Source organism: Endobacter medicaginis (assembly GCF_014192375.1).
Taxonomy (GTDB): Bacteria; Pseudomonadota; Alphaproteobacteria; order Acetobacterales; family Acetobacteraceae; genus Endobacter; species Endobacter medicaginis.
In genome coordinates this window covers 422,614-448,415 of the sequence record NZ_JACHXV010000001.1, presented here as the reverse complement: position 1 = coordinate 448,415, position 25,802 = coordinate 422,614, and the positions used below count along the sequence as shown (strand labels likewise).

The following is a 25,802-nucleotide window of genomic DNA, read 5'->3' as shown; positions in this document are numbered from 1 at the left end:
CGCCGCATCCGCAAGCCGCTCGCTGCCGCTCGGATTGACAAAACGTCAGTGCCTCTGTTCGTATCCGAAATCATCCACCGGCTCGCAATCCTCGATCGGAGCGGCGCGTGACGTCCACCGACCAGCACGATCCTGACAGAAAACAGCCGCCTTTGCTGATGCTCGGCCATTCGGGCCTGTTCGACACCGAGTTCTACCTCGCCAACAACCGCGACCTCGCACATCTCGGCAGCGAGGCGCTGCTGCATTACCATCTGTTCGGCTGGCGCGAGGGACGCAAGCCGAACGCGCATTTCGACCCGCGCTGGTACTGCGAGACCCATGCCGAATGGCTCGGCGCGGAGACCGATCCGCTGCTGCACTACATCGAGCACGGCGAGGCGGCCGGATTGCGGCCGATCTCGTGGTTCGACCCGCACTGGTATCGGGCCAACCATGACGTGCCGGCGGGCATGCTGGCGCTGGCGCATTACCTGTTCAACAAGGCGCGCGGCGGGGTGCGGCCGATGCCGGGCTTCGACCCGGATTTCTACCTGCACGCCTATCCCGACATCGCTTTGGCCGGGCTCGACCCGGTCGAGCACTACATGACGCAGGGCTTCCGCGAGGCGCGCCGCCCGTTTGCCGGGTTCGATCCGGTGGATTACCGCCGCACGCATCTCGCCGAGGCCGATCTCGACGCCAATCCGCTGCTGCACTACCTCGCCCGGCGCGACGCCCCGCCCGCGCCCGCGCCGCCCACCGCCTCGCGCACCACCATCGCCGACGAAGTGCGGCGCACCAGCGCCCCGGGCCCGCATTTCGAGACGCGCCGTCCGCTGCCGCAGGGCGTGGTGCCCCGCGCACTGCTGCTCGCCTACTACCTGCCGCAGTTCCACCCCTGCACCGAGAACGACGCCTGGTGGGGCGAGGGCTTCACCGAATGGACCAATCTGCAGCGTGGCCTGCCGCGCTTCGCGGGGCACTACCAGCCGCGCATCCCGCGCGATCTGGGCCATTACCGGCTCGACGATCCGGCCGTGATGCGCCGGCAGATCGAGATGGCACGCGCGGCCGGGATCGGCGGGTTCGCGTTCTATTTCTATTGGTTCGACCGCAAGCGGCTGCTGGACGGACCGCTGGAAGCGTTCCTCGCCGACCGCTCCCTGGCGATGCCGTTCTGCCTGATGTGGGCCAACGAGAACTGGTCCCGCCGATGGGACGGCTCGGAAGACGAGGTGCTGCTCGCGCAGCATTATCGCGAGGAGGACGAGGCGGCGCTGGTGGCGGCGTTCGTCCGGCACTTCGACGATCCGCGCTATATCCGCCTGCACGGCCGGCCGCTGCTGCTGATCTACCGGGTCGACGTGATCCCCGACGCCCGGGCGACGATCGCGCGCTGGCGGCAGGCGTTCCGGCGCGCCGGCGCGGAGCCGCTGCTGGTGATGGCGCAGGCCTTCGACTGCAACGACCCGCGTGAGTACGGCCTCGACGGCGCCATCGAATTCCCGCCGCACAAGGTCGCCCGCAACCTCGAGCTCATCAACCAGAGCCTCGACATCCTCGACCCCGCCCTGACGGCGAACGTGCATGCCTATGACGCCGTGGTCGAGCGCGCGCTGGCCGAGCCGCCGGCGGCATTCCCGCTGATCCGCACCGCCGCCCCCTCGTGGGACAATGATGCGCGTCGGCAGGGGCACGGGCTGGTGCTGCACGGCTCGACACCGTCACGCTACGAGGACTGGCTCGCAGGCCTGATCGACCGCGCCGTCACGCAACCGTTCTTCGGCACGCCGGTGGTCGCGATCAACGCCTGGAACGAGTGGGCCGAAGGCGCCTATCTCGAGCCCGACCAGCATTTCGGCAGCGCCTACCTCAACGCCACGGCGCGCGCCCTGCTGCGCGGCCGCGCGGGCGATTCGCCTCGCGACGCCGCCCATGCGCTGCTGCTGGTCGGCCACGACGCCTACCCGTCGGGTGCGCAACGGCTGCTGCTCGCGCTGGGTGCGAGGCTGCGCGCCGATCACGGCGTGATGGTGCGCTTCCTGCTGCTGGGCGACGGCGCGCTGCGGGCGGCCTACGAGGCAGTGGCGCCGACGACGATCGCCGCCGCCGACAGCCCGGCGGTGGCCGACCTGCTGGACGGGCTGCGCGCGCGCGGCCTCGCCCATGCGGTGCTCAACACCTCCGCCACGGCGCTCCTCGCCCCCGCCCTGTCGGCGCGCGGCATCGCGCATGTCCAGCTCGTGCACGAGCTGCCCGGCCTGCTCGGGGCGTGGGGGCTGCTCGACCCGCTGCGTCGCAGCGCGGCCTGCGCCAGCGCGGTGATCTACCCGAACCCGTTCGTCCGGCAACGCGTCGATGCCGCCCTCGGTGCAGCAGCCGAGGTCCTGCCGGGCGCGCCCCGCCGCCTGCTGGCCCAGGGCCTGTACACCGCGACACGGTTCTCGACGACGGCGCGACGCGCCCTGCGCGCCCGGCTGGCGATCCCGCCCGACGCGCCGGTGCTGATCGGCTGCGGGCATGGCGACCTGCGCAAGGGGCTGGACCTGTTCCTCCAGCTCGTGCAGCTCGATCTCGACCGCCGGGTCGCCGGGCGCGCGCCGGTGCATGCGATCTGGCTCGGGCCGATCGATCCCGGACTGCGACAGCATCTGGGCGCCGAGATCGAGGCCGCGGTCGAGGCCGGCCAGCTGCATCTGCCCGGACAGACCGAGGCGGTGGGGGAGTGGCTGTCGGCGGCGGATGTCTTCGCGCTTACCTCGCGCGAGGATCCGCTGCCCACCGCAGCGCTGGAAGCGATGGCCTGCGGCCTGCCCTGCATCGCGTTTCGCGGCACCGGCGGGGTGGCCGAGCTGATCGATGCCGAGCCCGCGCTCGGTGCGTGCGTGCCGGTCGGCCAGACGGCGGCGATGCTGCGCGCCGCCCGCGCCGCCGCACGGCGGACCCAGGCGCTGCCGGCGCGGCAGCGCGCCGCGCGGGGCCGCACGTTCGCCGCGCGCTTCAGCTTCACGGACTATGCCGACGCCCTGCTCGGCCTCGCCCTGCCGGCAACGCGGCGCATCTCGGCGGCGGTGTTGTCGTTCGACTATGCGCGCTACCTCGACCAGCGGCTGGCCTCGGTGTTCGGCCAGACCCATCCGCTCGACGAGGTATTGGTGCTCGACGACGCCTCCACCGATGACAGCGTCGCAGTGGCCGAGGCCGCGGCCAGTGCGGCCGGACGGCGCATCACCCTGCACCGCAATGCGCGCAATTCCGGCTCCGTGTTCCGCCAGTGGCACGAGGCGGCGCGGCGTGCGCGCGGCGAGTGGCTGTGGATCGCCGAGGCCGACGATGCTGCCGAGCCGGAGATGCTTGCGCGCCTCGCCGCAGCGCTGGACCGCGCACCGGCGGCGGTGATGGCATTCTGCGATTCGGTGGCGATCGATGCCGACGGGGCGGTCAGCGGCGACGGCTACAAGCCCTATTACGCCGAGACCGTGGGCACGCTGCTCGACCATGACGGGGTGTTCGACGGGCCGGAGTTCGTGCGCACCGCGCTGGCCGAGCGCAACCTGGTGCTTAATGCGAGTGCCGTGCTGTTCCGGCGCGAGGCCCTGCTCGCCGCCCTCGACTCCTGCGCGGGCGCGCTCGCCACCCTGCGCATGGCCGGCGACTGGCGCGTCTATATCGAGCTGCTCAACCGCCCCGGGGCGCAGCTCGCCTATGTCGCGCAGCCGCTCAATCGCCACCGCCGGCACGCCCTCAGCGTCACCCACCGGCTCGCGGCGGGCGCGCATCTCGACGAGATCGCCGCCATCCACGAGGCCGTCTCCCCCGGCGCCGGCGCGCGACAGGAGGCCTACCGGCGCAAGCTGCACCAGCAGTTCAACGGGGGCTGAACCGTCGGGGTCACGGGCGGGATGTCGACGCCGTGAGCGGCGCAAAGCGGGGCGCGCCCGCGACGGTGTCGTTCCACATCCCCAGCGGCCGCGCCCACAGCCCGCCACCGGCCTCGTCGCGGTAGATCACCAGCCAGTCCTCGGTCTCGCTGTGCCGGGCGAGGTCGAGCACCGCGTACACACCACCCTTGTAATGGCGGTAGCGCCCAGGGGGTGGGGCGTCGGCGGGCGGTCGGGGGCTGGACATGCTCCTGCTTGGCAGGCAAGTGGCGGCGTCGCAAGCTCCGGCCCAGGCCGCGTTCCGCGTGGTGCGCAGGCATCGCAGGCGTGGCTGATGCGTTGACCTCCGTGATGAAAGACCGCCGCGCCGCCATGATCCACCGAATTGCCGCCCTGGCGCTTGTCCTGCTGGCCTGGCCAGGCCCCGGCCGCGTGGCGATTGCGGCGAGCGCGCACCATCACCACCCGCGCGCGGCGGAAGGCGGCGGGCCTGTCCTGCTGACCGCGCAGCCGAATTCACCGCTCGATGCCACCGCGCGGACACTGACGCGCTACGATCTCGAACAGGCCGCCCATCATGGCGACCAGCCGCTGGTGCTGATCGGCTCGGCGCGGCTCGATCCCCGCTCGAAGGAGGCGGCGCTGTTCGTGCAGTTGCAGTCCGCCAGCCTGTGCGGTTCGGCGGGATGCTCGACCAGCGTCTACCTGCATCGCGGTGGCGACTGGCTGAAAGTGCTCGATTCCGTCAGCGGGCCGATCCGGGTTCTGCCTGCCACGCATGGCGGCATGCACGACCTGATGGTCAACGACGACGACCGTTGGGTGTGGAACGGCCGCGGCTACCGCGACACCCTCGCCGCGCCCTCGATGGACGGCCTCAAGCGCTCGATCGAGCGACACCAGAAGACGCTGCCCCCCGCACAGCGCTCGACGGCGCCGAGCGACACGTCGCCCTGAGGGTCCGACGAGCCACCGCGTCCTGCGGCGATGCGGTGGAGCGGGTGAAGGGAATCGAACCCTCGTATGCAGCTTGGGAAGCTGCCGTTCTACCATTGAACTACACCCGCAGCGGTGCCGGGTTATACGGGGTCGGGGCCGGGTTGGGAATGGGGAAATGCCGGTCTGACCGCCTCGCAGGGGAGGCAGGCGGTGGGCGCGGTTGACCCGGGTGGGGGTGAACTCTACAGTCCCGGCCGCGACGGTGGGGTGATCCCTCCTTCGTCCTCGTGATTTGTCCGGCCGGATTGCGGCGAGGAAAAACAAGCGCGCTAAAGAGGCCCAGCGGCAGCTGTGTGCACCGGCCCGGTGCAGGCAGACACCGTGTCGGAACTCGTTGGCCGGGCAGTACCGCAGCAGGCGAAGAACCCGTTCGATGTCCGATCCCGCACCCAAGACCCCTCACCGCCTCGCCACCCGCCTGCTGCATGCAGGCGTCGAGCGCACGCCGTATGGCGAGACGTCGGAGGCGATGTTCCTGACCTCGGGCTTCGTCTACGACGATGCGGCCCAGGCGGAGGCGACCTTTCTCGGCCAGGTCGAGCACTATCAGTATTCGCGCTTCGGCAACCCGACCGTCGCGGCCCTGGAGGCACGGCTGGCGGCGATCGAGGGCGCCGAGGCGGCGCGCGCCACCGCCACCGGCATGGCCGCGGTCAGTGCTGCGATCCTCGCGCATGTGAAGGCCGGCGACCGGGTGGTGGCCTCACGCGCGATCTTCGGCTCATGCCACTGGATCATCTCCACCCTGCTGCCGCGCTACGGCGTCGAGACGGTGTTCGTCGACGGCGCCGATCTCGATCAATGGCGCACGGCGCTGGCACAGCCGACCGCGCTGGTGCTGTTGGAGAGCCCGTCGAACCCGATGCTGGAGATCGTCGACCTTCGCGCGGTCAGTGCGCTCGCGCATGCGGCCGGCGCGCTGGTGGTGGTCGACAACGTGTTCGCCACCCCGCTGCTGCAGAAGCCGCTGGAGCTGGGCGCCGACGTGGTGGTCTATTCCTGCACCAAGCATATCGACGGGCAGGGCCGGGTGCTCGGCGGCGCGGTGCTGGGCAGCAAGGCCTGGATCGAGGAGACGCTGCAGCCGTTCATCCGCAATACCGGGCCGGCGATGTCGCCGTTCAATGCCTGGGTGCTGCTCAAGGGGCTGGAGACGCTGCATCTGCGGGTCGACGCGATGAGCCGCAATGCCGCCCGGGTGGCCGACTTCCTCGCAGCACAGCCGGGCATCTCGCGCGTGTGGTATCCCACCCGCGACGACCATCCGCAGAAGGCGCTCAACGACAGCCAGATGCAGGGCGGCGGCACGATGGTGACGTTCGAGGTCGAGGGTGGCAAGGCGGGCGCCTTCGCGCTGCTCGATGCGCTTCGGCTGGTGTCGATCTCCAACAATCTCGGCGACAGCCGCTCGCTCGCGACCCATCCGGCGACCACCACGCACATGCGCATCGGCCCCGATGAGCGCACCCGGCTCGGCATCACCGACGGGGTGATCCGGCTGTCGGTCGGTCTCGAGGACGCGGACGATCTGTGCGACGACCTCGCCGCGGGACTCGCCGCCGTCGCCAGCCGCAAGGACAGCTCCGCCGCATGAGCCGCCGCCCGCCGCCGCCATCGATGCTCCAGCCCGATCCGGCCGAGACGGAGGCGGCGGGCGAGGTGTGGACTGCGATCACCCGCGACATCGCGGTCAGCGTTCGCACCGCCTTTCTCGAGGACCATTCCGACCCGCAGACCGACAACTATGTGTGGTCGTATCACATCACCATCGACAATCGCGGCACGCACACGGTCCGGCTGCTGCGGCGTACCTGGCGCATCACCGATGCGCGCGGCCAGACCCGCACCGTCGAGGGCGAGGGGGTGGTCGGCGAGCAGCCTCTGCTGGCGGGCGGGCAGTCGTTCTCCTATGCGTCCGGCACGCCGCTGCCCACCCCGTGCGGGTTCATGACCGGGCTGTACCACATGGTCGTGCCCGGTACCGGCGAGGAGTTCGACGTCATGATCCCCGCCTTCAGCCTCGACAGCCCCTACCAGCCACGCCTGAAACACTGAGACCCGCACATCATGACCGATACCCCCCGCCCCTCACGCGACGAAGCGGAGGCCGCGATCCGCACGCTGCTGCGCTGGGCCGGCGAGGATCCGGGCCGCGAGGGGCTGCAGGACACGCCTGGGCGTGTGGCGCGCGCCTACGAGGAATGGTTCGGCGGCTACGGCATCGAGCCGGAGACGCTGCTGACCACGACGTTCTCGGAGGTCGAGGGCTACGACGAGATCGTGCTGCTGCGCGACATCCGCATCGAGAGCCATTGCGAGCACCATATGGCGCCGATCCTCGGCCGCGCCCATGTCGCCTATCTGCCACGCCGCCGTGTGGTGGGCATCAGCAAGCTTGCCCGCGTGGTCGAGGCCTATGCGAAGCGCTTCCAGATCCAGGAGCGGCTGACCGCGCAGATCGCCAACACCATCGACCGCGTGCTGGAGCCGCATGGCGTGGCGGTGGTGATCGACGCCGAGCACCAGTGCATGACCACACGCGGCGTGCACCAGCCGGGCGTCTCGATGGTGACGTCGCACATGCTGGGCGTGTTCCGCGACAATCCTGCCACCCGCGCCGAGTTGCTGGCGATGATCGGCGACCGCCAGCGCCGCTGAGCAGGGCGCGGGGTGCACAAGTGCACCCCGCCCCCGTGTTCAGTTCGATTTCGGCAGCGCGAAGCCGATGATGTAGTCGCCGTTGCGCGAGCGCATGCCGCCATGGCCGCCGACATCGATCACCACATATTGCCGCCCGTCCGTCCCCATATAGGAGATCGGCGTGGCATTGCCGCCGGCCGGCAGGGTAGTCTCCCAAAGCGTGTCGCCGGTCTTGGCGTCGATCGCCCGGAACGCCTGATCGGTGGTGCCGCCGATGAACAGCAGCCCCGACCTGGTGGCGATCGAGCCGCCCATCGAGAAGATCCCAGTCGGCAGGCCGACCGGAATGCGCACGCCGAACGGCCCCATGTTGGCCGTCGTGCCGAGCGGACGCGTCCACAGGACCTTGCGGGTGACGAGGTCGATCGCCTCCATGTGACCCCACGGCGCATTGACGCAGGGCGCCTGGATGATGCTCAGCCACGGCCGGATGATCGCCGCATAGGGCAGGTAGTATTGCGGGTTCACGTCGAAGGCGCCCTGCGGGAACGGATGCCCCCACCCGGCCCAGTCCTTGATCAGCCCCTCCTTCACCGCCTTGTCATGCGGCACCAGCTGCATGACGAAGGGCTGGTTGGTCAGGTTGGCGTAAAGCACATGGCGCACCGGGTCGATGGTCGCGCCGAACCAGTCCATCACCCCGTCGAAGGCCGGGTTCCCCAGCGTCTCGGTGGTCGAGATCGGCGTGAACAGCGGGCCCTTGTTCATGTTGTTGAACCGGATCCGGCACAGCGCCTGGTCGATCGGCGTCGCCCCCCAGACATCGTTGTCCTTGAGCGGCGGCGGGGTGAAGGACGGCATGCCGGTCGAGAACGGCTGCGTCGGCGAATAATGCTCGCCCGGGGTGTTGCCCTGCGGCACCGGCTTTTCCTCGACGGTGGCGATCGGCTGCCCGGTCTCGCGGTTCAGCAGGAAGAGCTGGCCCTGCTTGTTGGTCTGCACCAGCGCGGGGATGGTGCCGCCGTTCGGGCCGCCGGGCAGATCGACCAGGGACGGACCGACCGGCAGGTCGAAATCCCAGATGTCGTGATGCACGGCCTGGAAATGCCAGCGTTCCTGCCCGGTGGCCGCGTCGAGCGCGACCAGGGAGGTGTCGTAGGTCTCGTCGAACGGCCGCCGCTGGCCGCCGAAATAGTCGGGCGTGGCGATGCCGGTCGGGATGTAGACCAGATTGAGCTTCGGATCGGCGGTGAACACGCCCCAGCCGTTCGGCGTGCCGCGTGTGAAGGTCTCGCCGTCACCGAGCGGCTTGGTCGCCGGTACGCGGCCGACATCCCATGCCCAGGACAGCTTGCCGGTCACCGCGTCGAAGGCACGGATCACGCCGGACGGCTCGCCCTTGGACTGATTGTCGTACACCCAGCCGCTGAGCATGATGCGACCGTCCATCACCATCGGCGGCGACGAGATGAAGTGAAAGCCGGGCGGGATCAGCCCCATTCCCTGACGCAGGTCGACATAGCCGCCATCGCCGAAATCGGTGCACAGATGGCCGGTCTTCGCGTCGAGCTCGAACAGGCGCGGCAGATCGGAATCGGTCGACACGATGCGCTGCTGACAGGGTGCGCCGTCGCCGGCCGGCTGCACCGTCTGTGCCAGCTTGGTGTCGGGCACGGTCGAGGTGTCGATCCTGGTCTGCGCCGCACCCGGCGGGGCGACCACCGCGCGCGCTGCCGGGGTATCGGCATCCGACGGACCGGCGATATCGCCGGCCGAGGCGTCGAAATACGAGACCCCGCGGCAGGCCTGGTAGACGTTGTGACTGAGATCGCCGCCGGGCTGGAAACGCCAGATCTGCTTGCCCGTGGTGGCATCGAGCGCCAGCACGTCGCGGTGCGGCGTGCACAGATAGAGCGTATCGCCGATCTTGAGCGGCGTGGCTTCGAAGCTGAACTCGCGACCGTTGGCGTTCTCGCCGTGTCGCGGCATGTCGCCGGTGCGGAACTCCCACACTTTCTGAAGCTGGGCGACGTTGGCGGGCGTGATCTGGTCGAAGGGCACGTAGCGGTCACCCGCGGCAGTCCGGCCGTAATAGCGCCAGTCGTTGCCGGCCTCGTCGGTTCCAGGCGCGGACGCATTCCAGTCGGCGGCCGTGGCGAAGACCTTGTGGCGCTCGTCGGTGATGCGGTAGCCGAGCGCGAAGGTGGCGGCGATCAGCAGCACGCAGACCGCCTCGCCGAGCCAGCCCAGGTTGCCACGCCCGCCGACGCCACGAACCACCCCGGGAAGAAATACCAGCAGGCCGAGCACGGCGGGAGCGATGATGCGCGGGATCAACGCCCAGCCGTCGAGCCCGACATTGGCGAGCGCCCAGATCACCGTGCCGAGCAGCACCAGGGCGTAGAGCCACACGCCGATGACGGACAGGCGGCCAAGCAGGATGCCGGCGGCAATCATCGCCACGCCGACGATGCCGTAATACCAGGTGTCGCCCTGCCAGATCAGGATCGCCCCGAGAGCGAGAATGACCAGCCCGACCACGACCAGCGCCGCCGCCGCGAGTCCGACGATCAGAGGGACGCGACGCCGGAGCTCGTGCAGCCCCTCCGATATCGAATGTGACGCGGCCATTGGCAGGGGGTCTCCGGCTGATTTCGCGGCGCCAACGTCCTGACCATGCAAATGTTGCCGCCCTCGATGTCACGAACTGTGGCCGAGGGCCGAACGGCCGGAGTTCAGTGACCGGCCGGCGCGTGCGGGAGGTAATTGGCCTCGAGGGTGGCGATCTCGTCCGCCGACAGCGTCACCGACAGGGCGGCGATCGCGTCGGCGAGGTGATGCGGCTTCGTCGCGCCGATGATCGGGGCGGTGACGCCGGGCTTTTGCAGCACCCAAGCCAGCGCGATCTGCGCGCGCGGCAGGCCGCGCGCCTCGGCGATGCGTCCGACCGCGTCGGCGACCGCACGGTCGGCGGCCTCGGTCGCGGCATACAGCTTGCGCGAGACCTCGTCGGTCTCGGCACGGGCCGACGTCTCGTCCCAGGGGCGGGTGAGCCGACCGCGGGCGAGCGGGCTCCACGGGATCACGCCCACCCCTTCCGCCCGGCACAGCGGCAGCATCTCGCGCTCCTCCTCGCGGTAGAGCAGGTTGAGGTGGTTCTGCATCGAGACGAACCGCGTCCAGCCATGCCGCTCGGCAGTGTGCAGCATGGTCGCGAACTGCCAGGCCGCCATCGACGAGGCGCCGATGTAACGCGCCTTGCCGGCACGAACGACGTCGTGCAGCGCCTCCAGCGTCTCCTCGATCGGGGTGTGCGGATCGAAGCGGTGGATCTGGTAGAGATCGACGTAGTCGGTGCCGAGGCGACGCAGCGAGTGGTCGATCTCGCTCAGGATCGCCTTGCGCGACAGGCCGCCGATATTGGGCCCCTCGCGCAGCGGGAAGAACACCTTGGTGGCGATCACCGTCTCGTCACGACGGGTAAAGTCCCGCAGCGCGCGGCCGACGATCTCCTCGGAGGTGCCGTCCGAGTAGAAGTTGGCGGTATCGAAGAAATTGATCCCCGCCTCCACGGCCTGGCGGATCAGCGGCCGCGACGCCGCCTCGTCGAGCGTCCAGGGATGCGGGCCGCGATCGGGGATGCCAAAGCTCATGCAACCGAGCGCGAGGCGCGAGACTTCAAGGCCGGTGCGGCCGAGGCGGGTGTACTCCATGCGGGTATCCTCGCCGGATTGTCGGCGAGCGTCTATGGGAGGACGCAGGCAGCACGGACAGGGGCCACGACGATGAGCAGGGACCACAGCAGGCAGCGCAGCATCGACGGGCATGCGCTGGCCCCCGAGACGCTGATGCTCGGCTACGGCTACGACCCCACCCTGTCGGAAGGGTCGGTCAAGCCGCCGGTGTTCCTGACCTCGACCTTCGTGTTCCGCTCCGCCGAGGACGGGCGCGACTTCTTCGACGTGGTCTCCGGGCGCAAGCCGGCCGGCGAGGACGGTGCGGGGCTGGTCTATTCGCGCTTCAATCACCCCAACAGCGAGATCATCGAGGATCGCCTCGCCCTCTACGAGGATGCGGAAGCGGCGCTGGTGTTCAGCTCGGGAATGTCGGCGATCACCACCGCGATCCTGGCCACCGCGCGCCCCGGCGACGTGATCCTGCACAGCCAGCCGCTCTATGGCGGCACCGAGACGCTGCTGGGCAAGACGCTGGCCGCGTTCGGCATCGCGGCCCACGGCTTCGCCGATGGCGCGGACGCGGCGGCGATCGAGGCCGCCGCCCGCGCCGCACAGGCGAAGGGGCGGCTCAGCCTGATCGTCATCGAAACACCGTCGAACCCGCTCAACACGCTGGTCGACATCGCCGCCGTGCGCGCGGCCGCCGAACGCATCGGGGCTGCGAGCGGGCTGCGACCGCTGGTGCTGTGCGACAACACCATGCTCAGCCCGGTGTTCCAGAAGCCGCTGGCGCATGGTGCCGACCTCGTTCTGGCTTCGCTGACCAAGTATATCGGTGGCCACAGCGACCTGATCGGCGGCGCGGTGCTGGGCGCGAAGGCGGCCCTCGCCCCGGTGCGGCTGCTGCGCAGCGCGATCGGCACCCAGCTCGATCCACATTCCTGCTGGATGATCGGGCGCTCGCTGGAGACGCTCGACATCCGCGTGCGCCGGGCGGCAGCGAACATGCTCGCCGTGGTCGAGCGGCTGGACGCGCATCCGAAGGTGCGCGCCGTGCATGCGCTCGGCCCGGGGCGGGGGTCCGATACGGTGCGTCGCATCTATGACGCGCAGTGCACCGGCCCGGGCTCGACCTTCGCCATCGAGATCGATGGCGGCCGCGAGGAAGCCTTCGCGGTGCTCAACCGGCTGCGGCTGTTCAAGCTCGCGGTCAGCCTCGGCGGGACCGAATCGCTCGCCTGCCACCCGGCCTCGACCACCCATTCCGGCGTGCCGGCGGAGACCCGGGCACGGATCGGGGTCAGCGAGGGGCTGATCCGGCTGAGCATCGGCATCGAGAACGTGGACGACCTGATCGCCGATCTCACGGGCGCGCTGTCGGCACTGGATTGAGCCGCGTGTCGAGCGCGAACGGCTCCTGCGCGACCGGCTCGTAGACGCCCGAGGGCGCCGGCACGCGCAGCAGCAGGTTCCAGCTATGCGTCGAGACCGCGCTTGGGACCAGCACCGCCACATGCGCCGCCAGCAGCGCATCGCCGAAGCGCTGCTGGCCCGCGCCCGGGGGGCCGGGGCGCAGCCAGTTCGGGTTGGGAATGTCGGCCGCCGCGACCACATGCACCAGAGCCGGGTCGAGCAGGCGGAACGAGGTCAACACATGCGCCACCGTGTCGAGCGCATCGAACCCCTTGTGCACCGCGACCTCGACGATCGCGGTGGCCGGATCGAGGCTGGCATACACCACCCGCGTGCCACGGCTGTTCCAGCGGCCACCGTAGAGGAACGCGCCCTCACCCGACTCCCAGGACGGCGCGAATCTCGCCGTGTCCAGCCGCCAGCCGATGAGGTCGCCCGACCCCAGCGGCGGCGGCAGCGGGGTCATGTGTAGACGCCGGTGCGCATCCGTCCGAGCAGGTCGCGCACCATCTCGGTGCCGGCCGGGGTGGCGAGCAGGTCGAGCGGCCGGTGACGCTCCAGCGCGATCGCCGGCGTCTCCAGCCAGCGCTCGGCCGCGTCCTGAGTGCCGAGCACATCGCTCGCCAGCGCCAGGATCTCGGCGAACAGCCACAGTTTGCCGCCCTGCTCGCGGGTCAGCATCCGCTCCGGCGCGCCGCGACGTCGCTGGAAGGTGCGTAGGCTGAACCCGACCGCGTTTTCCATCGCCCTGTCGACCTTGAGATGGTCGAGCTCGGCGAACAGGCACACCGCCGCCGAGGACGGCATGCCTTCGAGGATCACGTCATGCACATCCATCGGCCCGCTCACCCTCCGACCGAGATGGCGTTCGCCCCCGAGCAGGCCGACCGCCCTGTCGAACGGGTCGTGTTCCGGCAAGGGGTATTCGAGTGCTGCCGACATCATGCCTCCGCAGGCGTCATGTGTCGCGTTTATATACGACACATGACGCCGCGTTCAAGCTGCATCGAGCGCCTTGAGCGCGATGTCGCGTCGGAACACCCCGTCCGCCCAGGTGATCTCCGCCACCGCCGTATAGGCCGCGTCGCGCGCCGCGCGCAGATCGGGGCGTTGCGCGCACACCGTCAGCACCCGCCCGCCATCGCCGACCAGCACGTCACCCACCTGCTTCGTCGCCGCCTGGAACACCTGCACGCCGTCGATCGCCTCCGCCCGCGCGATGCCCTCGATCACCCCGCCTTTCGCCGGCGCGCCGGGATAGCCGCGCCCGGCGATCACCACGCCGACCGAGGCGATGTCGGCGAAGCTGAATTCCACCTCCGACAGCCGCCCCTCGCTCATCGCCGCGAACGCCGCCAGCAGGTCTGAGGTCAGCCGAGGCAGCAGCACCTGCGCCTCCGGATCGCCGAACCGCACATTGTATTCGATCAGCTTCGGTCCCTGCTCCGTGAGCATCAGCCCGACGAACAGCACGCCGCGGAACGGTGTCCCCCGCCGCACCATCTCCGCCAGGGCGGGCCGGACGAACACATCCACCGCCGCCTCCTGCGCGGCGCGGTCGAACCCGGCCGGCGGGCACAGCGCGCCCATCCCGCCCGTATTCGGCCCGGTATCGCCCTCGCCGATCCGCTTGTGGTCCTGCGCCGCGCCCACCAGAACCGCATCCAGCCCGTCGCACAGCGCAAACAGCGACACCTCGCGGCCGGTCAGGCACTCCTCGATCACCACCTCCGCCCCCGACGCGCCCAAGCCCCCCGCGCGCATCATCATGTCGATCGCCGCCAGCGCCTCCTCGACGCTCTCGGCCACCACCACCCCCTTGCCCGCCGCCAACCCGTCCGCCTTGACCACGATCGGCGCCCCACGCCGGCGGACGAATTCGCTCGCCGCCTCCGCATCGGTGAAATGCTCGTAACGCGCCGTGGGAATCCCCGCCGCATCCGCCACCGACTTGGTGAACGCCTTGCTCCCCTCGAGGGCCGCCGCCGCGCGGCTCGGCCCCGCACAGGCCAGCCCCGCCGCAGCACACGCATCCGCCAGCCCCGCCACCAGCGGCGCCTCGGGGCCCGGGATCACCAGATCCACCCCCTCGCCCAGAGCCAGCTCCACCAGCCCGGCCACATCATCGACCGCCACCGCCACATTGCGCCCATAGCGCGCCGTCCCGGGATTGCCGGGCGCCACGATCAACGCCTCCAGCAACGGGCTCCGCGCCAGCATCATCGCCAGCGCATGCTCCCGCCCGCCCGACCCGACCAGCAATACACGCATCCCATGGCTCCCCGATGGCAGGGGGCGCCGCCCCCTGCACCCCCGGCAAAGGGCTTAGCCTTTTGCAAACCGATTGTTGAGGGGGTGATGAGGGAGGGGCGCGGACGGGAGTCGCCGGCGCGGACGCGCCATCACCGCCCCTCCCTCATCACCCCCTCGAAAACCGAGGTGCAGGAGGCCGAGCCTCCTGCCAGGGGGTGCGGGGGACAGCGTCCCCCGGCAGACGGGCGCCACGGGATGGGCGTATGCTGTGCGGATGAGTGAGATGCAGGGCAATGTGCCAGAGTTCACGGTCTCCGAGATTTCCGGGGCGGTGAAGGCGACGCTGGAGGGGCGGTTCGGCCGCGTGCGGGTGCGCGGCGAGGTCACGGAGCTCAAGCGCTATCCGTCGGGGCATGTGTATCTGTCACTCAAGGACGAGGGCGGCAAGATCGCGGCCGTGGTGTGGCGCGGATCGGTCTCGCGGCTGGGGCTGGCGCCGGAGAACGGGGTCGAGGTGATCGCGACCGGCAAGATCACTGCCTATGGCGAGCGGTCGTCGTATCAGCTGGTGATCGACCGGCTCGAATATGCGGGTGCAGGGGCGATGCTGGCGCGGATCGAGGCGCTGCGGGCCCGGCTGGCCGAGGAGGGGCTGTTCGAGGAGGCGCGCAAGCGGGGGTTGCCGATGCTGCCGGAATGGGTGGGGGTGATCACCTCGCCGCAGGGGGCGGTGCTGCACGATATCCGCACCACGATCGCGCGACGGTTCGCGCGCAACATCCTGCTGTGGCCGGTGCCTGTGCAGGGCGAGGGTGCGGCGGCGCGGATCGCGGCCGCGATCGCGGGGATGGACCGGCTCGAGCGCAAGCCCGACGTGCTGATCGTGGCGCGCGGCGGCGGCTCCCTGGAAGACCTGATGGCGTTCAACGACGAGGCGGTGATCCGGGCGGTGGCGGCCTGTTCGATTCCGGTGATCTCGGCTGTGGGACATGAGACCGACACCACGCTGATCGACCATGTCTCGGACCGGCGCGCGCCGACGCCGACGGCCGCAGCCGAGCTGGCGGTGCCGATGCGTCTCGCGCTGGTGAGCGATCTGGCGCATCGGGCGGCGCGGCTCGGACACGGGTTGCAAAGGGTGGCGCAGGTCGCGCGACTGCGGCTGTCGCGGGCGGCAGGGGGCTTGCCCGACCTGCCGGGAATGGTGGGGATAGCGCGGCAGGTGCTGGACGATCGCGGACATCGGCTGTCGCTGTCGCTGCCGGCGCTGGTGGCTGAGCGGCGCGGGCAACTGATGGAGCGACGACACCGGCTCGCAGGCGCGCTGCCGCCGCTGCTGGCCCGGGCGCGGGCGCGGCTGCTGGCCGTGGAGCGGCGCGTAGCCTCACCGCATCTGGCGATCGCGCAGCGGCGCGGCGCGCTGGCCGTGGCGTCCGGCGGGCTGACCTCGGCAGGGCGCGCCCCGCTCCGGGAGGCACGGCTGCGGCTTGGACTGCGCGTGTTGCCGCGTGCGCCGCTGGAGGCGCTGCTGCGCGAGCGGCGGGCAGTGCTCGATGGGCTGGGCGCGCGGCTGGAATCTGCGAGCTACGAGGCAGTACTGGGCCGCGGCTATGCGTTGGTACGCGATGCGGCGGGGCATGCGGTGGGCTCGGCGGCGGGCCTGCGCGTGGGCGAGCGCCTAGAACTGGTGTTCGCCGATGGCGCACGCGACGTGCAGGTACTGGGCAAGACGGCGCAGGGGGAGTTGGGGTTGTAGCGCCGCCCGCATGAACGGCGAGCAGGGACGAACGGACACTTTGCAGGCGAACGTCGAACAGGCCTGAGCCGCGTTCTTCCGGGTCGCCCCGCACGCGGCTATGCTGCTCACAAAACACAGGCCGCGCGGCACGGACGGCCATGGCGGGAGCAGTTGATGACCAAGTGGGTGTACCGGTTCGGCGCCGAGGGCAATGAAGGCCGGTCGGACATGCGCGACCTGCTGGGCGGCAAGGGCGCCAATCTCGGCGAGATGGCACAGATCGGCCTGCCGGTGCCGCCGGGCTTCACGCTGACCACCGAGGTCTGCACGGCGTTCTATCGCAACGAGCGCCAGTATCCCGACGGGCTGCATCAGCAGGTCGCCGATGCGCTGGCGGCGGTGGAGCGGGCGACCGGGCTGGGGTTCGGCGATCCGGAGCGCCCGCTGCTGGTCTCGGTGCGCTCGGGCGCGCGGGTGTCGATGCCGGGGATGATGGACACGGTGCTCAATCTCGGGCTGAACGACACCACCGTCGAGGGGCTGGCGCACGGCTCGCAGGACCCCCGCTTCGCCTGGGATTCCTATCGCCGCTTCGTGCAGATGTTCGCCTCCGTGGTGCTCGGCGTGTCGCACCACAATTTCGAGGAGATCATCGACGACGCCAAGACCGAGCATGGCGTGAGCGACGACACCGAGCTGTCCGCCGCGCACTGGCAGGAGGTCGTCGCTGCCTACAAGGAGCTGGTCGAGCGCGAGACCGGGGCGGCGTTTCCGCAGGACCCGCACGACCAGCTCTGGGCAGCGATCGGGGCGGTGTTCGGCAGCTGGATGAATCCCCGCGCCAACACCTATCGCCGCCTGCACGACATCCCCGCCGACTGGGGCACCGCGGTCAACGTGCAGGCGATGGTGTTCGGCAACATGGGCGAGGATTGCGCGACGGGGGTATGCTTCACCCGCGATCCGTCGACCGGCGAGAACATCTTCTACGGCGAATATCTGATCAACGCCCAGGGCGAGGACGTGGTCGCCGGCATCCGCACGCCGCAGCCGATGGCCGAGGGCCGCGCGAAGCCGGGCGAGCTGTCGATGGAGCGCCGGCTGCCAGGAGCGTACGGCGAGCTGCTGGCGGTGCGCGAGCGGCTGGAGCGGCATTACCGCGACATGCAGGACATCGAGTTCACCGTGCAGCAGAACCGGTTGTATGTGCTGCAGACCCGCACCGGCAAGCGCACCACGGCGGCCGCGCTGCGCATCGCGATCGAGATGGCGCAGGCCGGGATGATCACCGAGGAGGAGGCGCTGACCCGGATCCAGCCGACCTCGCTCGACCAGCTGCTGCATCCCGCCCTCGATCCGAAGGCCGAGCGCCATGCAATCGCGCGTGGCCTGCCGGCCTCGCCGGGGGCGGCGGGCGGCGCGATCTATTTCTCCGCCGACGAGGTCGAGGCGCGCGCGGCGAAGGACGAGGCCACCATCCTGGTGCGCATCGAGACCAGCCCGGAAGATGTCCACGGCATGCACGCGGCGCGCGGCGTGCTGACCACGCGCGGCGGCATGACCAGCCACGCGGCGGTGGTGGCGCGCGGCATGGGGCGGGTGTGCGTCGCCGGCGCAGGCGGCATCCGCATCGACTACGCCGCGCAGACGCTGACGGCCGGCGGGGTGACGCTGAAAGCCGGCGACTGGATCACGCTGGACGGTTCGACCGGCGAGGTGTTCGCAGGCGCGGTGCCGACGATCGAGCCGAACCTGTCGGGGGATTTCGCCACATTGATGGGCTGGGCGGACAAGGTGCGGCGGCTGAAGGTGCGGGCCAATGCCGAGACGCCGACCGATGCCGCCACGGCGGCGCGGTTCGGCGCCGAGGGGATCGGGCTGTGCCGCACCGAGCATATGTTCTTCGCCCCCGAGCGCATCGGCGCGGTGCGGCGGATGATCATGGCAGGTGATGCGACCTCGCGGGCGAGGGCCATCGAGACGCTGCTGCCGTTCCAGCGCGCGGATTTCGCCGCGCTGTTCCGCATCATGGGCGACCGGCCGGTGACGATCCGCCTGCTCGACCCGCCACTGCACGAGTTCCTGCCGCATACGGACGAGGAGATGGCCGAAGTGGCCGAGGGACTTGGCCAGACGCTCGCCTCGATCAAGGAGCGTTACGAGGCGCTGGCCGAGAGCAATCCGATGCTGGGTCATCGCGGCTGCCGGCTGGGGATCACCTTCCCCGAGATCTACCGCATGCAGGCGCGCGCGGTGTTCGAGGCCGCGGCCGAGGTCGCGGCGGAGACGGGGCGGCCGGTGCGGCCCGAAATCATGATCCCGCTGGTCGGCTCGGCGCGGGAGCTCGAGATCACCCGCGCCGAGATCGAGAAGGTTGCCGCCGAGACAGCGCCGAAGGACGGCAGTGCCGCGGTGGAATACAGCGTCGGCACGATGATCGAGCTGCCGCGTGCGGCGATGGTCGCAGACGCCATCGCCGCGGAGGCGGATTTCTTCTCCTTCGGCACCAACGATCTCACCCAGACCACATTCGGCATCTCGCGCGACGATGCCGGCACCTTCCTGCAGCAGTACATCGAGACCGGCGTGCTGCCGAAGGATCCGTTCGTGACCCTGGACCGCGATGGCGTCGGGGCGCTGGTGCGCATTGCCGCCGACAAGGGACGCAGCACGCGGCCGGACATCAAGCTCGGCATCTGCGGCGAGCATGGCGGCGATCCGTCCTCGATCGAGTTCTGCGAGATGCTCGGCCTCGACTACGTTTCGTGCTCGCCGTTCCGCGTACCGATCGCACGGCTCGCCGCCGCACAGGCAGCATTGCGGATGCGACGATCGCAAGCGGCGCACAAGGCATGACGGACAACGAACGCGACCTGTTCCGCCAGTTCGCCGGCCCGCTGCATTCGGGCAGCGAGCGGCAGATCGACCTGCATCTGGTGTCGGATGCAACCGGCGACACGCTCAATGCCATCGCCCGCGCCTCTGTCGCGCAGTTTCGCCACAGCCATGTCAACTACCATCGCTGGAACCTGATCCGCACCCGCCAGCAGGTGCAGCGCGTGGTCGCCGGAATCACCGAGACACCAGGGCCGGTGCTGTCGTCGATCATGGACGTACGGCTGCGCGCGATGCTCGATTCCGCAGCGCTGCCGCTCGGGGTGACGGTGGTCAACGTGCTCGATCCGGTGCTGAACCTGCTGCGCGAGCGTCTCGGCGAGCCGGCGGAAGGCCGGCCGGGCATGCAGTATGTCATGGACGAGGATTATTTCCGCCGCATCGATGCGATGCATTACGTGCTCGCCCATGATGACGGCCAGGCGGTCAGCGGGCTGGCGGAGGCCGACATCGTGCTGGTCGGCGTGTCGCGCGCCTCGAAGACGCCGACCTCGTTCTACCTCGCCAATCGCGGCATCAAGGCGGCGAACGTGCCTCTGGTGCCTGGGCGCGAGATCCCGGCCGAGCTGCACACGCTGGATCGGCCGGTGATCGGGCTGACGCTGGAGCCGATGCTGCTGGTCGAGGTGCGCCGGCACCGGCTTGCCGTCGATCTCGGACAGAATCGCAATCTCCTCGATGCCAACGACCCCTATATCGATCCGGACTCGGTGCGCGGCGAGATCGTCTGGGCGCGCCGGCTCTGTGCGCAGCACGACTGGCCGGTCATCGACGTGTCACGCCGCTCGATCGAGGAGACGGCGGCCACCGCGATGAGCTTCGCCGAACGCTGGCATCTCAGCCGCCCCGGACATGGCGAGGCGCTGCCGCAGCCGGTGTGAGGGATCTGCGGTCATCAAACCGGCCGAATTGTAACGGTTTCCGACAGGCGTATGAAGCTTGCGTGTCCGTTACGGATCGCTGATTGACCCTCCTCGGGCGGCTGATAAATGTCGCGCCGTCCGAACGAACGGCCAGCGGCCGGACGAAGCGGGCGCCGGCCAACATGGCCATGGGGCGTGCTCGTGCTGCCAACGCTTCGTGGTGTTGATGAAACATCAGGTGTCGCAATGAAACCCGTTCGATTCCGCCTCGCATTGCTGCGTGGCCTGAGTGCCGCAGCGCTGCTGTGCAGCTCGGCCACGCCCGGCCTCGCCGCCGGCCTGCCGTCCAATCCGGACAGCGTAAAGACCGCCACCCCGATCAAGCATCTGGTGGTGATCTATAACGAGAACATCTCGTTCGATCACTACTTCGCCACCTACCCGAACGCCGCCAATCCCTCGGGCGAGCCGCAGTTCCACGGCTGGCTGGTGCCGCGGGCGAACACGCTGGCGATGGCGGGACTGCTCGCCACCAATCCGAACACGAACTCTGCCAACGGGAGCGGCGCCTCGCTGCCGTTCCGCCTCGACCGCACGCAGGCGGCGAGTGCCGACCAGAACCATTCCTACACGCCCGAGCAGCAGGCCTATGACGGTGGTGCTGCCGACCTGTTTCCGAAATACACCGGCGCGGGATCTTCGGGCGCTGCCGGTTCGTTCGGCACCACCGGCCAGGTGATGGGCTACTACGACGGCAACACCGTCACCGCGCTGTGGCACTATGCGCAGCTCTATGCGATGAGCGACAACGCCTATACCGATACTTACGGGCCCTCGACGCCGGGCGCGCTCGAAGTGGTGTCGGGCCAGACCAATGGGCTGGTGTTGAGCAAGTCGTCGAAATCGTCCTACTACGTCAAGGACGGTCAAGGCGGCTACACGATGATCAACGACGTCGACCCGACCGGGGATGTCTGCTCGTCGACCACCAATTACGGCACCATGACGGGCCGCAACATCGGCGACCTGCTCAACGCCGCCAACATCAGCTGGGGCGGCTTCATGGGCGGGTTCGACCTGACCGCCAGAAACCCCAACGGCTCCACGGGCTGCTCGCGCAGCACGGTCTCCGACACGGTCGGCCAGACCGTGACCGACTACATCGCCCATCACAACTGGTTCCAGTACTACGCCTCGACCTCGAACCCGACGCATGCCCGCCCGAGCGCGATCGCCGCGATCGGTTCGTCGGTGCAGGCCGACGGCAGCACCGCCGAGCCCGCCAACCATGAATACGATCTCAACGATTTCTACGCCGCGGTGAAATCCGGCAATTTCCCCGCCGTGTCGTTCATCAAGCTGCCGGCCTATCAGGACGCGCATGCGGGCTACTCCGACCCGCTCGACGAGCAGGTCGGCACCGTCAACGTCATCAACTTCATCGAAAGCCAGCCGGACTGGGCGAACACCGCGATCGTCGTCACCTATGACGACTCCGACGGCTGGTATGACCATGCCTACTCGCAGCCGTTCCACGCCTCCTACGATCCCAGCGCCGACAAGCTCAACGGATCGGGTGTGTGCGGTTCGGGAACAGCTCCCAACGGTGTCGGTGGCCTGCCCGTCAACGGCCGCTGCGGCCCCGGCACGCGCATCCCGTTCCTGGTGATCTCGCCCTGGGCAAAGAACGACTACATCGACCATACGCTGATCACGCAGGCCTCGGTGGTGAAATTCATCGAGGACAACTGGCTCGGTGGCCAGCGCATCGGCGGCGGCTCGTTCGATGCCTCCACAGGCTCGATCGCCAGCCTGTTCGATTTCGATCCCACTCATCACATCCCGGCGGTATCGATCGCGCTCGACCCGACCACCGGCGAGTTCGCCTCGCAGTGGTGGTTCCCCTACTTCGCCTCACAACCGGCCTCGACCTGGCTGAACCCGCTGCTCATCCAGACCCAGCCCTGGGCACCGCCGGCGCGCGACTTCCTCTACACGCTGGCGATCACCGACTGGGCCAGCCAGGGCCTGCCGACCGATCCGTCGCTGTATCCGAGCTGGCTGCTGCAACTGATCTACGGTCACTGAGCCCGGACACCACACCTTGCAGATCCGCCTCGTTGTCGCCGCCATGCTCTGCATGGCGGCGATGTCGCAATCGCGAGCAGCACCCGAACCCGGACCGGACGGCTCGAACCTGAACCCGGTCCAGCTGCACCGGCCGCCGGTCGCGCCGCTGTCGGCCGTCGCACAGATCGGCCGCGCCATCTTCCATGACCGGAGCCTGTCCGCATCGGGACGGCAGTCCTGCGCGAGCTGCCACAGCCCCGACCATGCCTACGGACCGCCCGACGATGCCGACGTGGCACTGGGCGGCGCGGCGCTGAACATTCCCGGCGTGCGCGCAGTACCGTCATTGATGTATCTCGAGCGCGAGCCCGCCTTCAGCATCGGGCCCGATGCCGGCGAGGTGGAAGACACCAGCCTCGCCCAGAAGGTCTCCCTGGCCAAGGGAGCCGCCCGCGCCACCAAGATCGCCGATACCGCTGCGGCCAGTGCCAATCTCGTGCCGCAGGGCGGGCTGTTCTGGGATGGCCGCGCCGACACGTTGCAGAAACAGGCCCTGGTGCCGCTGCTCAATCCGCTGGAGATGGCCAACCGGTCCGAGGCGGAGGTCGCAGCCAAGCTGCGCGCCGCGCCCTACACGGCGCAGCTCGTGCAGATCTTCGGGCCGACTGTTCTGAAACAGCCCGGCCTGCTGCTGGCGGAAGCGATGTTCGCCGTCGCGCGCTACCAGTTCGAGGATGCGTCGTTCCACCCCTATTCCAGCAAGTTCGACGCCTGGCTCGAAGGACATGCGAAGCTCTCTGCGGCGGAACTCCGCGGCTGGCGGCTGTTCAACGACCCCGCCCGCGCCAATTGCGCCGGCTGCCATGTCGACCAGGTGACGGACAGCCGACCGCCCCTGTTCACAGACCATCAGTTCGAAGCACTCGGGGCACCGCGCAACCCGGCGATCCTCGCCAACCGCGACCCGCACTACGTCGATCTCGGCATCTGCGGCCCGATCCGTACCGATCTGCGCGCGCAGACGCAGTATTGCGGCATGTTCCTCACCCCCACGCTGCGCAACAGCGCGCGTCGCTCGGTGTTCTTCCACAACGGCGTGTTCCATACGCTGCGCGAGGTGATGGACTTCTACAATTTCCGCGATGTCGCACCCGACAGGGCCGTGCCTCACCGCAGGGGCGAGACCCTCGCGGTGCTGAGCGACCTGCCGGCGCGCGACCGCGCCAATCTCGACCGTCAGGACCCGCCCTTCGACCGCCATCCCGGCCAGGCGCCGGCGATGAGCACGCAGGACGAGGACGACATCATCGCCTTTCTGCACACCCTCAGCGACGCAGCTCCGGCAGACGGCTCGACCGGCGAAGCAGGCAGCGTCGCACCGGCCGGGCATTAACCATATCGCAAAGTCTTTGGGCCAGAGTGCTGTCTGTGTCTTCAAGCCAGAACAGCCGAGGTCGATGTGCGCTCCGGGTCCCGAACACTCAATCTCAAGGCGTTGACCGTTGCCACGTTCTTCAGCCTGTTCCTGTTATCGGCGGGAGTGGCGGGCTTCGCGATCACGCGCCTTCACGAGATCAACAAGGTCACGGGGGCGTTCCCTGACGAGATCCGCACGATCGCGCTGCTGACCAGGCTCGACGAGAACGCCCAGCTGCTCCGCGCGACGGATCTCCTCGCCCACGCTGCAAAATCGGCGAGCGAGCGTGAGCACGACGTCGACGAGGCCCGCAGGATCAGCGAGGCCCTGTCAGCTGGATGGAGCGCCTACGCGCCCACGGTACATGGCGCCGAGGAAGAGCGCCTCGCACACAGCTTCCATGAAAGCTGGCAGCAGTTTCTCGCCATCCAGGGCGAGGCGACCGCATTCGACCGCGCCGGCGAGACCGCGATTGCCGACCGGGTCTTCACACAGGACTTCCAGGCGGCCGGCGAGGCCTTCGCCAGAGATGTGGCCGCGGTTCTGGCCTACCGGGTGGAAATGGGCACCAGCAGGGCGGCGATGGCCAAGACAGCCGGCGTCGAATCGATCTACGGCGTCATCGGGGCGTTGATCCTGACCGCCCTGATTTCCATCGTCATCACGATCATGGCCATCCGCAGGATCAGCCTGCCGATCGTCTCCATGAGCCAGACCATGCTTCGCCTGGCCGATGGCGCGCTCGAAACACCCATTCCCTGCCTGCATCGAACGGACGAGATCGGCTCGATGGCGCAGGCCATGGACACCCTCAAACGCAACGCGATCGCCAGCCGCGCCGCCGAGGTGCAGCATCGCGAGGAGCTCGACCGCCGCAAGCAGGCAGAGGAGCGCAGTCGCATCGAAGCGGCCGAGCAGGCCGCCGCTCAGGCCGCAGAGCTCATCGTCGGTTCGCTGGGCGACGGGCTGGCGAGCCTCGCCGCGGGCGATCTCGGGCGGATGGTCAGCATCGTGCTGCCCGACGCCTACGAGCCGCTGCGCCGCAACCTCAACGATACCACTGCCGCGCTCGGCCGGACGATGTCGGACCTCATCAACAGCGCCGGCAGCGTGTCCTCCCGGGCGCGCGAGATGGCGCAGTCCGCAAGCGAGCTCAGCCAGCGCACCGAACGTCAGGCCGCCAGCCTCGAAGAGACTTCCGCAGCCCTCAGCCAGATGCTCGACGGGGTGAAATCGACCGCCCAAGGCTCATTCGCGGCCATGAAGCTTGTCGACCAGGTCAGGGGAGAGAGCGAGCAGTCCGGCGTCGTCGTCGGCGATGCGATCGCCGCGATGGGACGGATCGAGAACTCGTCACGTCAGGTCAGCACCATCACGGGGCTGATCGACGAGATCGCCTTCCAGACCAACCTGCTCGCGCTCAACGCCGGCGTCGAGGCAGCGCGTGCCGGCGATGCCGGGCGAGGCTTCGCCGTCGTGGCGTCCGAGGTCCGCAGCCTCGCACAGCGCTCGGCCGAGGCTGCGAAGGAGATCAAGGCGCTGATCTCGGAGTCGAGCGGCGAGGTCAAGAACGGCGTCGATCTCGTCGTCAGGGCGGGAGCGGCACTCACCACCATCCGCAACCAGCTCACCAGCGTCAGCGAGATCGTCAATTCCATTTCGGCCGGCACGCGCGACCAGACCACGACCCTCAACGAGATCAGCATCGCTGTCGCCGAGATGGACCGCATGACGCAGAGCAACGCCGCAATGGCCGAGGAAAGTGCTGCGGCTTCCGAGGATCTCGCGATGCAGGCCTCGGCACTGACCGACCTCGCCGGCACCTTCCGGATCGGATCAGGCGTCGCCCAGGGGCGGGTGGGCGCGCGCGACCTCGAACACATCTCCGGGAGCCGGGGTCGGACCGCTTCGTTCGGCGCTCGCACCTCCGTCAATGCACGCGCCGTCGTGCTGCCTTTCTCCTCGAAGGACTGA

General features: G+C 69.3%; 18 protein-coding genes, 1 tRNA gene and 1 riboswitch. Of the genes, 12 read left to right on the top strand and 7 right to left on the bottom strand.

Annotation, left to right across the window (positions count from 1 at the left end; translation table 11 throughout):
• The first annotated feature begins 107 nt into the window (after positions 1-107).
• Entirely contained in the window at positions 108-3,863 is a 3,756-nt protein-coding gene (locus FHR90_RS01960; protein ID WP_266152789.1) for a glycoside hydrolase family 99-like domain-containing protein, read from the top strand.
• A gap of 10 nt (positions 3,864-3,873) precedes the next feature.
• On the opposite strand, the gene FHR90_RS01955 is transcribed toward FHR90_RS01960, so the two are convergent.
• The gene (locus FHR90_RS01955) at positions 3,874-4,110 is read right to left on the bottom strand and encodes a DUF1653 domain-containing protein (RefSeq protein WP_176623430.1); all 237 of its coding nucleotides are present in this window, start codon (positions 4,108-4,110) and stop codon (positions 3,874-3,876) included.
• Positions 4,111-4,235: 125 nt separating this feature from the next.
• On the opposite strand from FHR90_RS01955, the gene FHR90_RS01950 reads away from it, so the two are divergent.
• A complete protein-coding gene (locus FHR90_RS01950) occupies positions 4,236-4,820 on the top strand; it encodes a hypothetical protein (protein ID WP_246329951.1) in 585 nt (194 codons plus the stop codon).
• 36 nt (positions 4,821-4,856) lie between these two features.
• On the opposite strand, the gene FHR90_RS01945 is transcribed toward FHR90_RS01950, so the two are convergent.
• Positions 4,857-4,930: transfer RNA gene (locus FHR90_RS01945), tRNA-Gly, on the bottom strand.
• Positions 4,931-5,076: 146 nt separating this feature from the next.
• Positions 5,077-5,156, top strand: a riboswitch (SAM riboswitch).
• Between the two features lie 79 nt (positions 5,157-5,235).
• Here FHR90_RS01945 and metZ point away from each other — a divergent pair.
• Genes metZ through folE form a run of 3 tightly spaced genes read left to right on the top strand, consistent with a single transcriptional unit; the run spans position 5,236 to position 7,520 of the window.
• Complete coding sequence (metZ, locus tag FHR90_RS01940) at positions 5,236-6,456, top strand: O-succinylhomoserine sulfhydrylase (RefSeq protein ID WP_176623428.1); 1,221 nt, start codon at positions 5,236-5,238, stop codon at positions 6,454-6,456.
• Positions 6,453-6,917 carry a Co2+/Mg2+ efflux protein ApaG gene (gene apaG / locus FHR90_RS01935; protein ID WP_176623426.1) on the top strand — a complete coding sequence of 155 codons (465 nt, stop codon included), beginning with the start codon at positions 6,453-6,455 and terminating at the stop codon, positions 6,915-6,917. The genes metZ and apaG overlap by 4 nt, the downstream gene beginning before the upstream one ends.
• Positions 6,918-6,929: 12 nt before the next feature.
• Positions 6,930-7,520 (top strand): GTP cyclohydrolase I FolE, encoded by a 591-nt coding sequence (gene folE / locus FHR90_RS01930; RefSeq protein WP_176623424.1) that lies wholly within the window; start codon positions 6,930-6,932, stop codon positions 7,518-7,520.
• Positions 7,521-7,559: 39 nt separating this feature from the next.
• Here the strand turns inward: folE and FHR90_RS01925 are convergent, their stop codons facing one another.
• Together FHR90_RS01925 and FHR90_RS01920 are read right to left on the bottom strand one after the other, a co-directional pair.
• The gene (locus FHR90_RS01925) at positions 7,560-10,133 is read right to left on the bottom strand and encodes a membrane-bound PQQ-dependent dehydrogenase, glucose/quinate/shikimate family (RefSeq protein WP_176623422.1); all 2,574 of its coding nucleotides are present in this window, start codon (positions 10,131-10,133) and stop codon (positions 7,560-7,562) included.
• A 104-nt stretch (positions 10,134-10,237) separates the two neighbouring features.
• Positions 10,238-11,215, bottom strand: coding sequence for an aldo/keto reductase (locus tag FHR90_RS01920; protein ID WP_183274654.1), 978 nt, complete (start codon positions 11,213-11,215; stop codon positions 10,238-10,240).
• Positions 11,216-11,287: 72 nt separating this feature from the next.
• Between FHR90_RS01920 and FHR90_RS01915 the strand changes: the two genes are divergently transcribed.
• Positions 11,288-12,571, top strand: coding sequence for a cystathionine gamma-synthase family protein (locus FHR90_RS01915; protein ID WP_176624872.1), 1,284 nt, complete (start codon positions 11,288-11,290; stop codon positions 12,569-12,571).
• Here the strand turns inward: FHR90_RS01915 and FHR90_RS01910 are convergent.
• From FHR90_RS01910 to purD, 3 genes are read right to left on the bottom strand one after another with little or no spacing between them, the layout of a single operon-like run.
• Positions 12,543-13,058: an RES family NAD+ phosphorylase gene (locus FHR90_RS01910; RefSeq protein WP_176624870.1), complete on the bottom strand. Its 516-nt coding sequence runs from the start codon at positions 13,056-13,058 to the stop codon at positions 12,543-12,545. The genes FHR90_RS01915 and FHR90_RS01910 overlap by 29 nt on opposite strands.
• The gene (gene parS, locus FHR90_RS01905; RefSeq protein WP_176624868.1) at positions 13,055-13,534 is read right to left on the bottom strand and encodes a type II RES/Xre toxin-antitoxin system antitoxin; all 480 of its coding nucleotides are present in this window, start codon (positions 13,532-13,534) and stop codon (positions 13,055-13,057) included. Before parS ends, FHR90_RS01910 begins: the two co-directional genes overlap by 4 nt.
• A gap of 54 nt (positions 13,535-13,588) precedes the next feature.
• Positions 13,589-14,863, bottom strand: coding sequence for a phosphoribosylamine--glycine ligase (gene purD / locus FHR90_RS01900; protein ID WP_183274653.1), 1,275 nt, complete (start codon positions 14,861-14,863; stop codon positions 13,589-13,591).
• A 256-nt stretch (positions 14,864-15,119) separates the two neighbouring features.
• Here purD and xseA point away from each other — a divergent pair, with 256 nt between their 5' ends.
• The 6 genes from xseA to FHR90_RS01870 all read left to right on the top strand — a co-directional run bounded on the left by xseA (position 15,120) and on the right by FHR90_RS01870 (position 25,802).
• A complete protein-coding gene (gene xseA / locus FHR90_RS01895; protein ID WP_183274652.1) occupies positions 15,120-16,601 on the top strand; it encodes an exodeoxyribonuclease VII large subunit in 1,482 nt (493 codons plus the stop codon).
• 156 nt (positions 16,602-16,757) lie between these two features.
• Entirely contained in the window at positions 16,758-19,439 is a 2,682-nt protein-coding gene (ppdK, locus tag FHR90_RS01890) for a pyruvate, phosphate dikinase (RefSeq protein WP_183274651.1), read from the top strand.
• Positions 19,436-20,359, top strand: coding sequence for a pyruvate, water dikinase regulatory protein (locus tag FHR90_RS01885; RefSeq protein ID WP_176621998.1), 924 nt, complete (start codon positions 19,436-19,438; stop codon positions 20,357-20,359). The genes ppdK and FHR90_RS01885 overlap by 4 nt, the downstream gene beginning before the upstream one ends.
• A 228-nt stretch (positions 20,360-20,587) precedes the next feature.
• Positions 20,588-22,429 carry a phospholipase C gene (locus FHR90_RS01880; RefSeq protein ID WP_176621999.1) on the top strand — a complete coding sequence of 614 codons (1,842 nt, stop codon included), beginning with the start codon at positions 20,588-20,590 and terminating at the stop codon, positions 22,427-22,429.
• 16 nt (positions 22,430-22,445) lie between these two features.
• A complete protein-coding gene (locus FHR90_RS01875) occupies positions 22,446-23,804 on the top strand; it encodes a cytochrome-c peroxidase (RefSeq protein WP_246329950.1) in 1,359 nt (452 codons plus the stop codon).
• A 102-nt stretch (positions 23,805-23,906) separates the two neighbouring features.
• Positions 23,907-25,802, top strand: a complete 1,896-nt coding sequence (locus tag FHR90_RS01870) for a methyl-accepting chemotaxis protein (protein ID WP_183274650.1) — start codon at positions 23,907-23,909, stop codon at positions 25,800-25,802.

What these genes read in the sequence shown, in the direction of transcription:
- FHR90_RS01955 (WP_176623430.1), bottom strand. Translation starts at nt 4,110, where the DNA reads ATGTCCAGCCCCCGACCGCCCGCCGACGCCCCACCCCCTGGGCGCTAC.
- FHR90_RS01950 (WP_246329951.1), top strand. Translation starts at nt 4,236, where the DNA reads ATGATCCACCGAATTGCCGCCCTGGCGCTTGTCCTGCTGGCCTGGCCA.
- metZ (WP_176623428.1), top strand. Translation starts at nt 5,236, where the DNA reads ATGTCCGATCCCGCACCCAAGACCCCTCACCGCCTCGCCACCCGCCTG.
- apaG (WP_176623426.1), top strand. Translation starts at nt 6,453, where the DNA reads ATGAGCCGCCGCCCGCCGCCGCCATCGATGCTCCAGCCCGATCCGGCC.
- folE (WP_176623424.1), top strand. Translation starts at nt 6,930, where the DNA reads ATGACCGATACCCCCCGCCCCTCACGCGACGAAGCGGAGGCCGCGATC.
- FHR90_RS01925 (WP_176623422.1), bottom strand. Translation starts at nt 10,133, where the DNA reads ATGGCCGCGTCACATTCGATATCGGAGGGGCTGCACGAGCTCCGGCGT.
- FHR90_RS01920 (WP_183274654.1), bottom strand. Translation starts at nt 11,215, where the DNA reads ATGGAGTACACCCGCCTCGGCCGCACCGGCCTTGAAGTCTCGCGCCTC.
- FHR90_RS01915 (WP_176624872.1), top strand. Translation starts at nt 11,288, where the DNA reads ATGAGCAGGGACCACAGCAGGCAGCGCAGCATCGACGGGCATGCGCTG.
- FHR90_RS01910 (WP_176624870.1), bottom strand. Translation starts at nt 13,058, where the DNA reads ATGACCCCGCTGCCGCCGCCGCTGGGGTCGGGCGACCTCATCGGCTGG.
- parS (WP_176624868.1), bottom strand. Translation starts at nt 13,534, where the DNA reads ATGTCGGCAGCACTCGAATACCCCTTGCCGGAACACGACCCGTTCGAC.
- purD (WP_183274653.1), bottom strand. Translation starts at nt 14,863, where the DNA reads ATGCGTGTATTGCTGGTCGGGTCGGGCGGGCGGGAGCATGCGCTGGCG.
- xseA (WP_183274652.1), top strand. Translation starts at nt 15,120, where the DNA reads ATGAGTGAGATGCAGGGCAATGTGCCAGAGTTCACGGTCTCCGAGATT.
- ppdK (WP_183274651.1), top strand. Translation starts at nt 16,758, where the DNA reads ATGACCAAGTGGGTGTACCGGTTCGGCGCCGAGGGCAATGAAGGCCGG.
- FHR90_RS01885 (WP_176621998.1), top strand. Translation starts at nt 19,436, where the DNA reads ATGACGGACAACGAACGCGACCTGTTCCGCCAGTTCGCCGGCCCGCTG.
- FHR90_RS01880 (WP_176621999.1), top strand. Translation starts at nt 20,588, where the DNA reads ATGAAACCCGTTCGATTCCGCCTCGCATTGCTGCGTGGCCTGAGTGCC.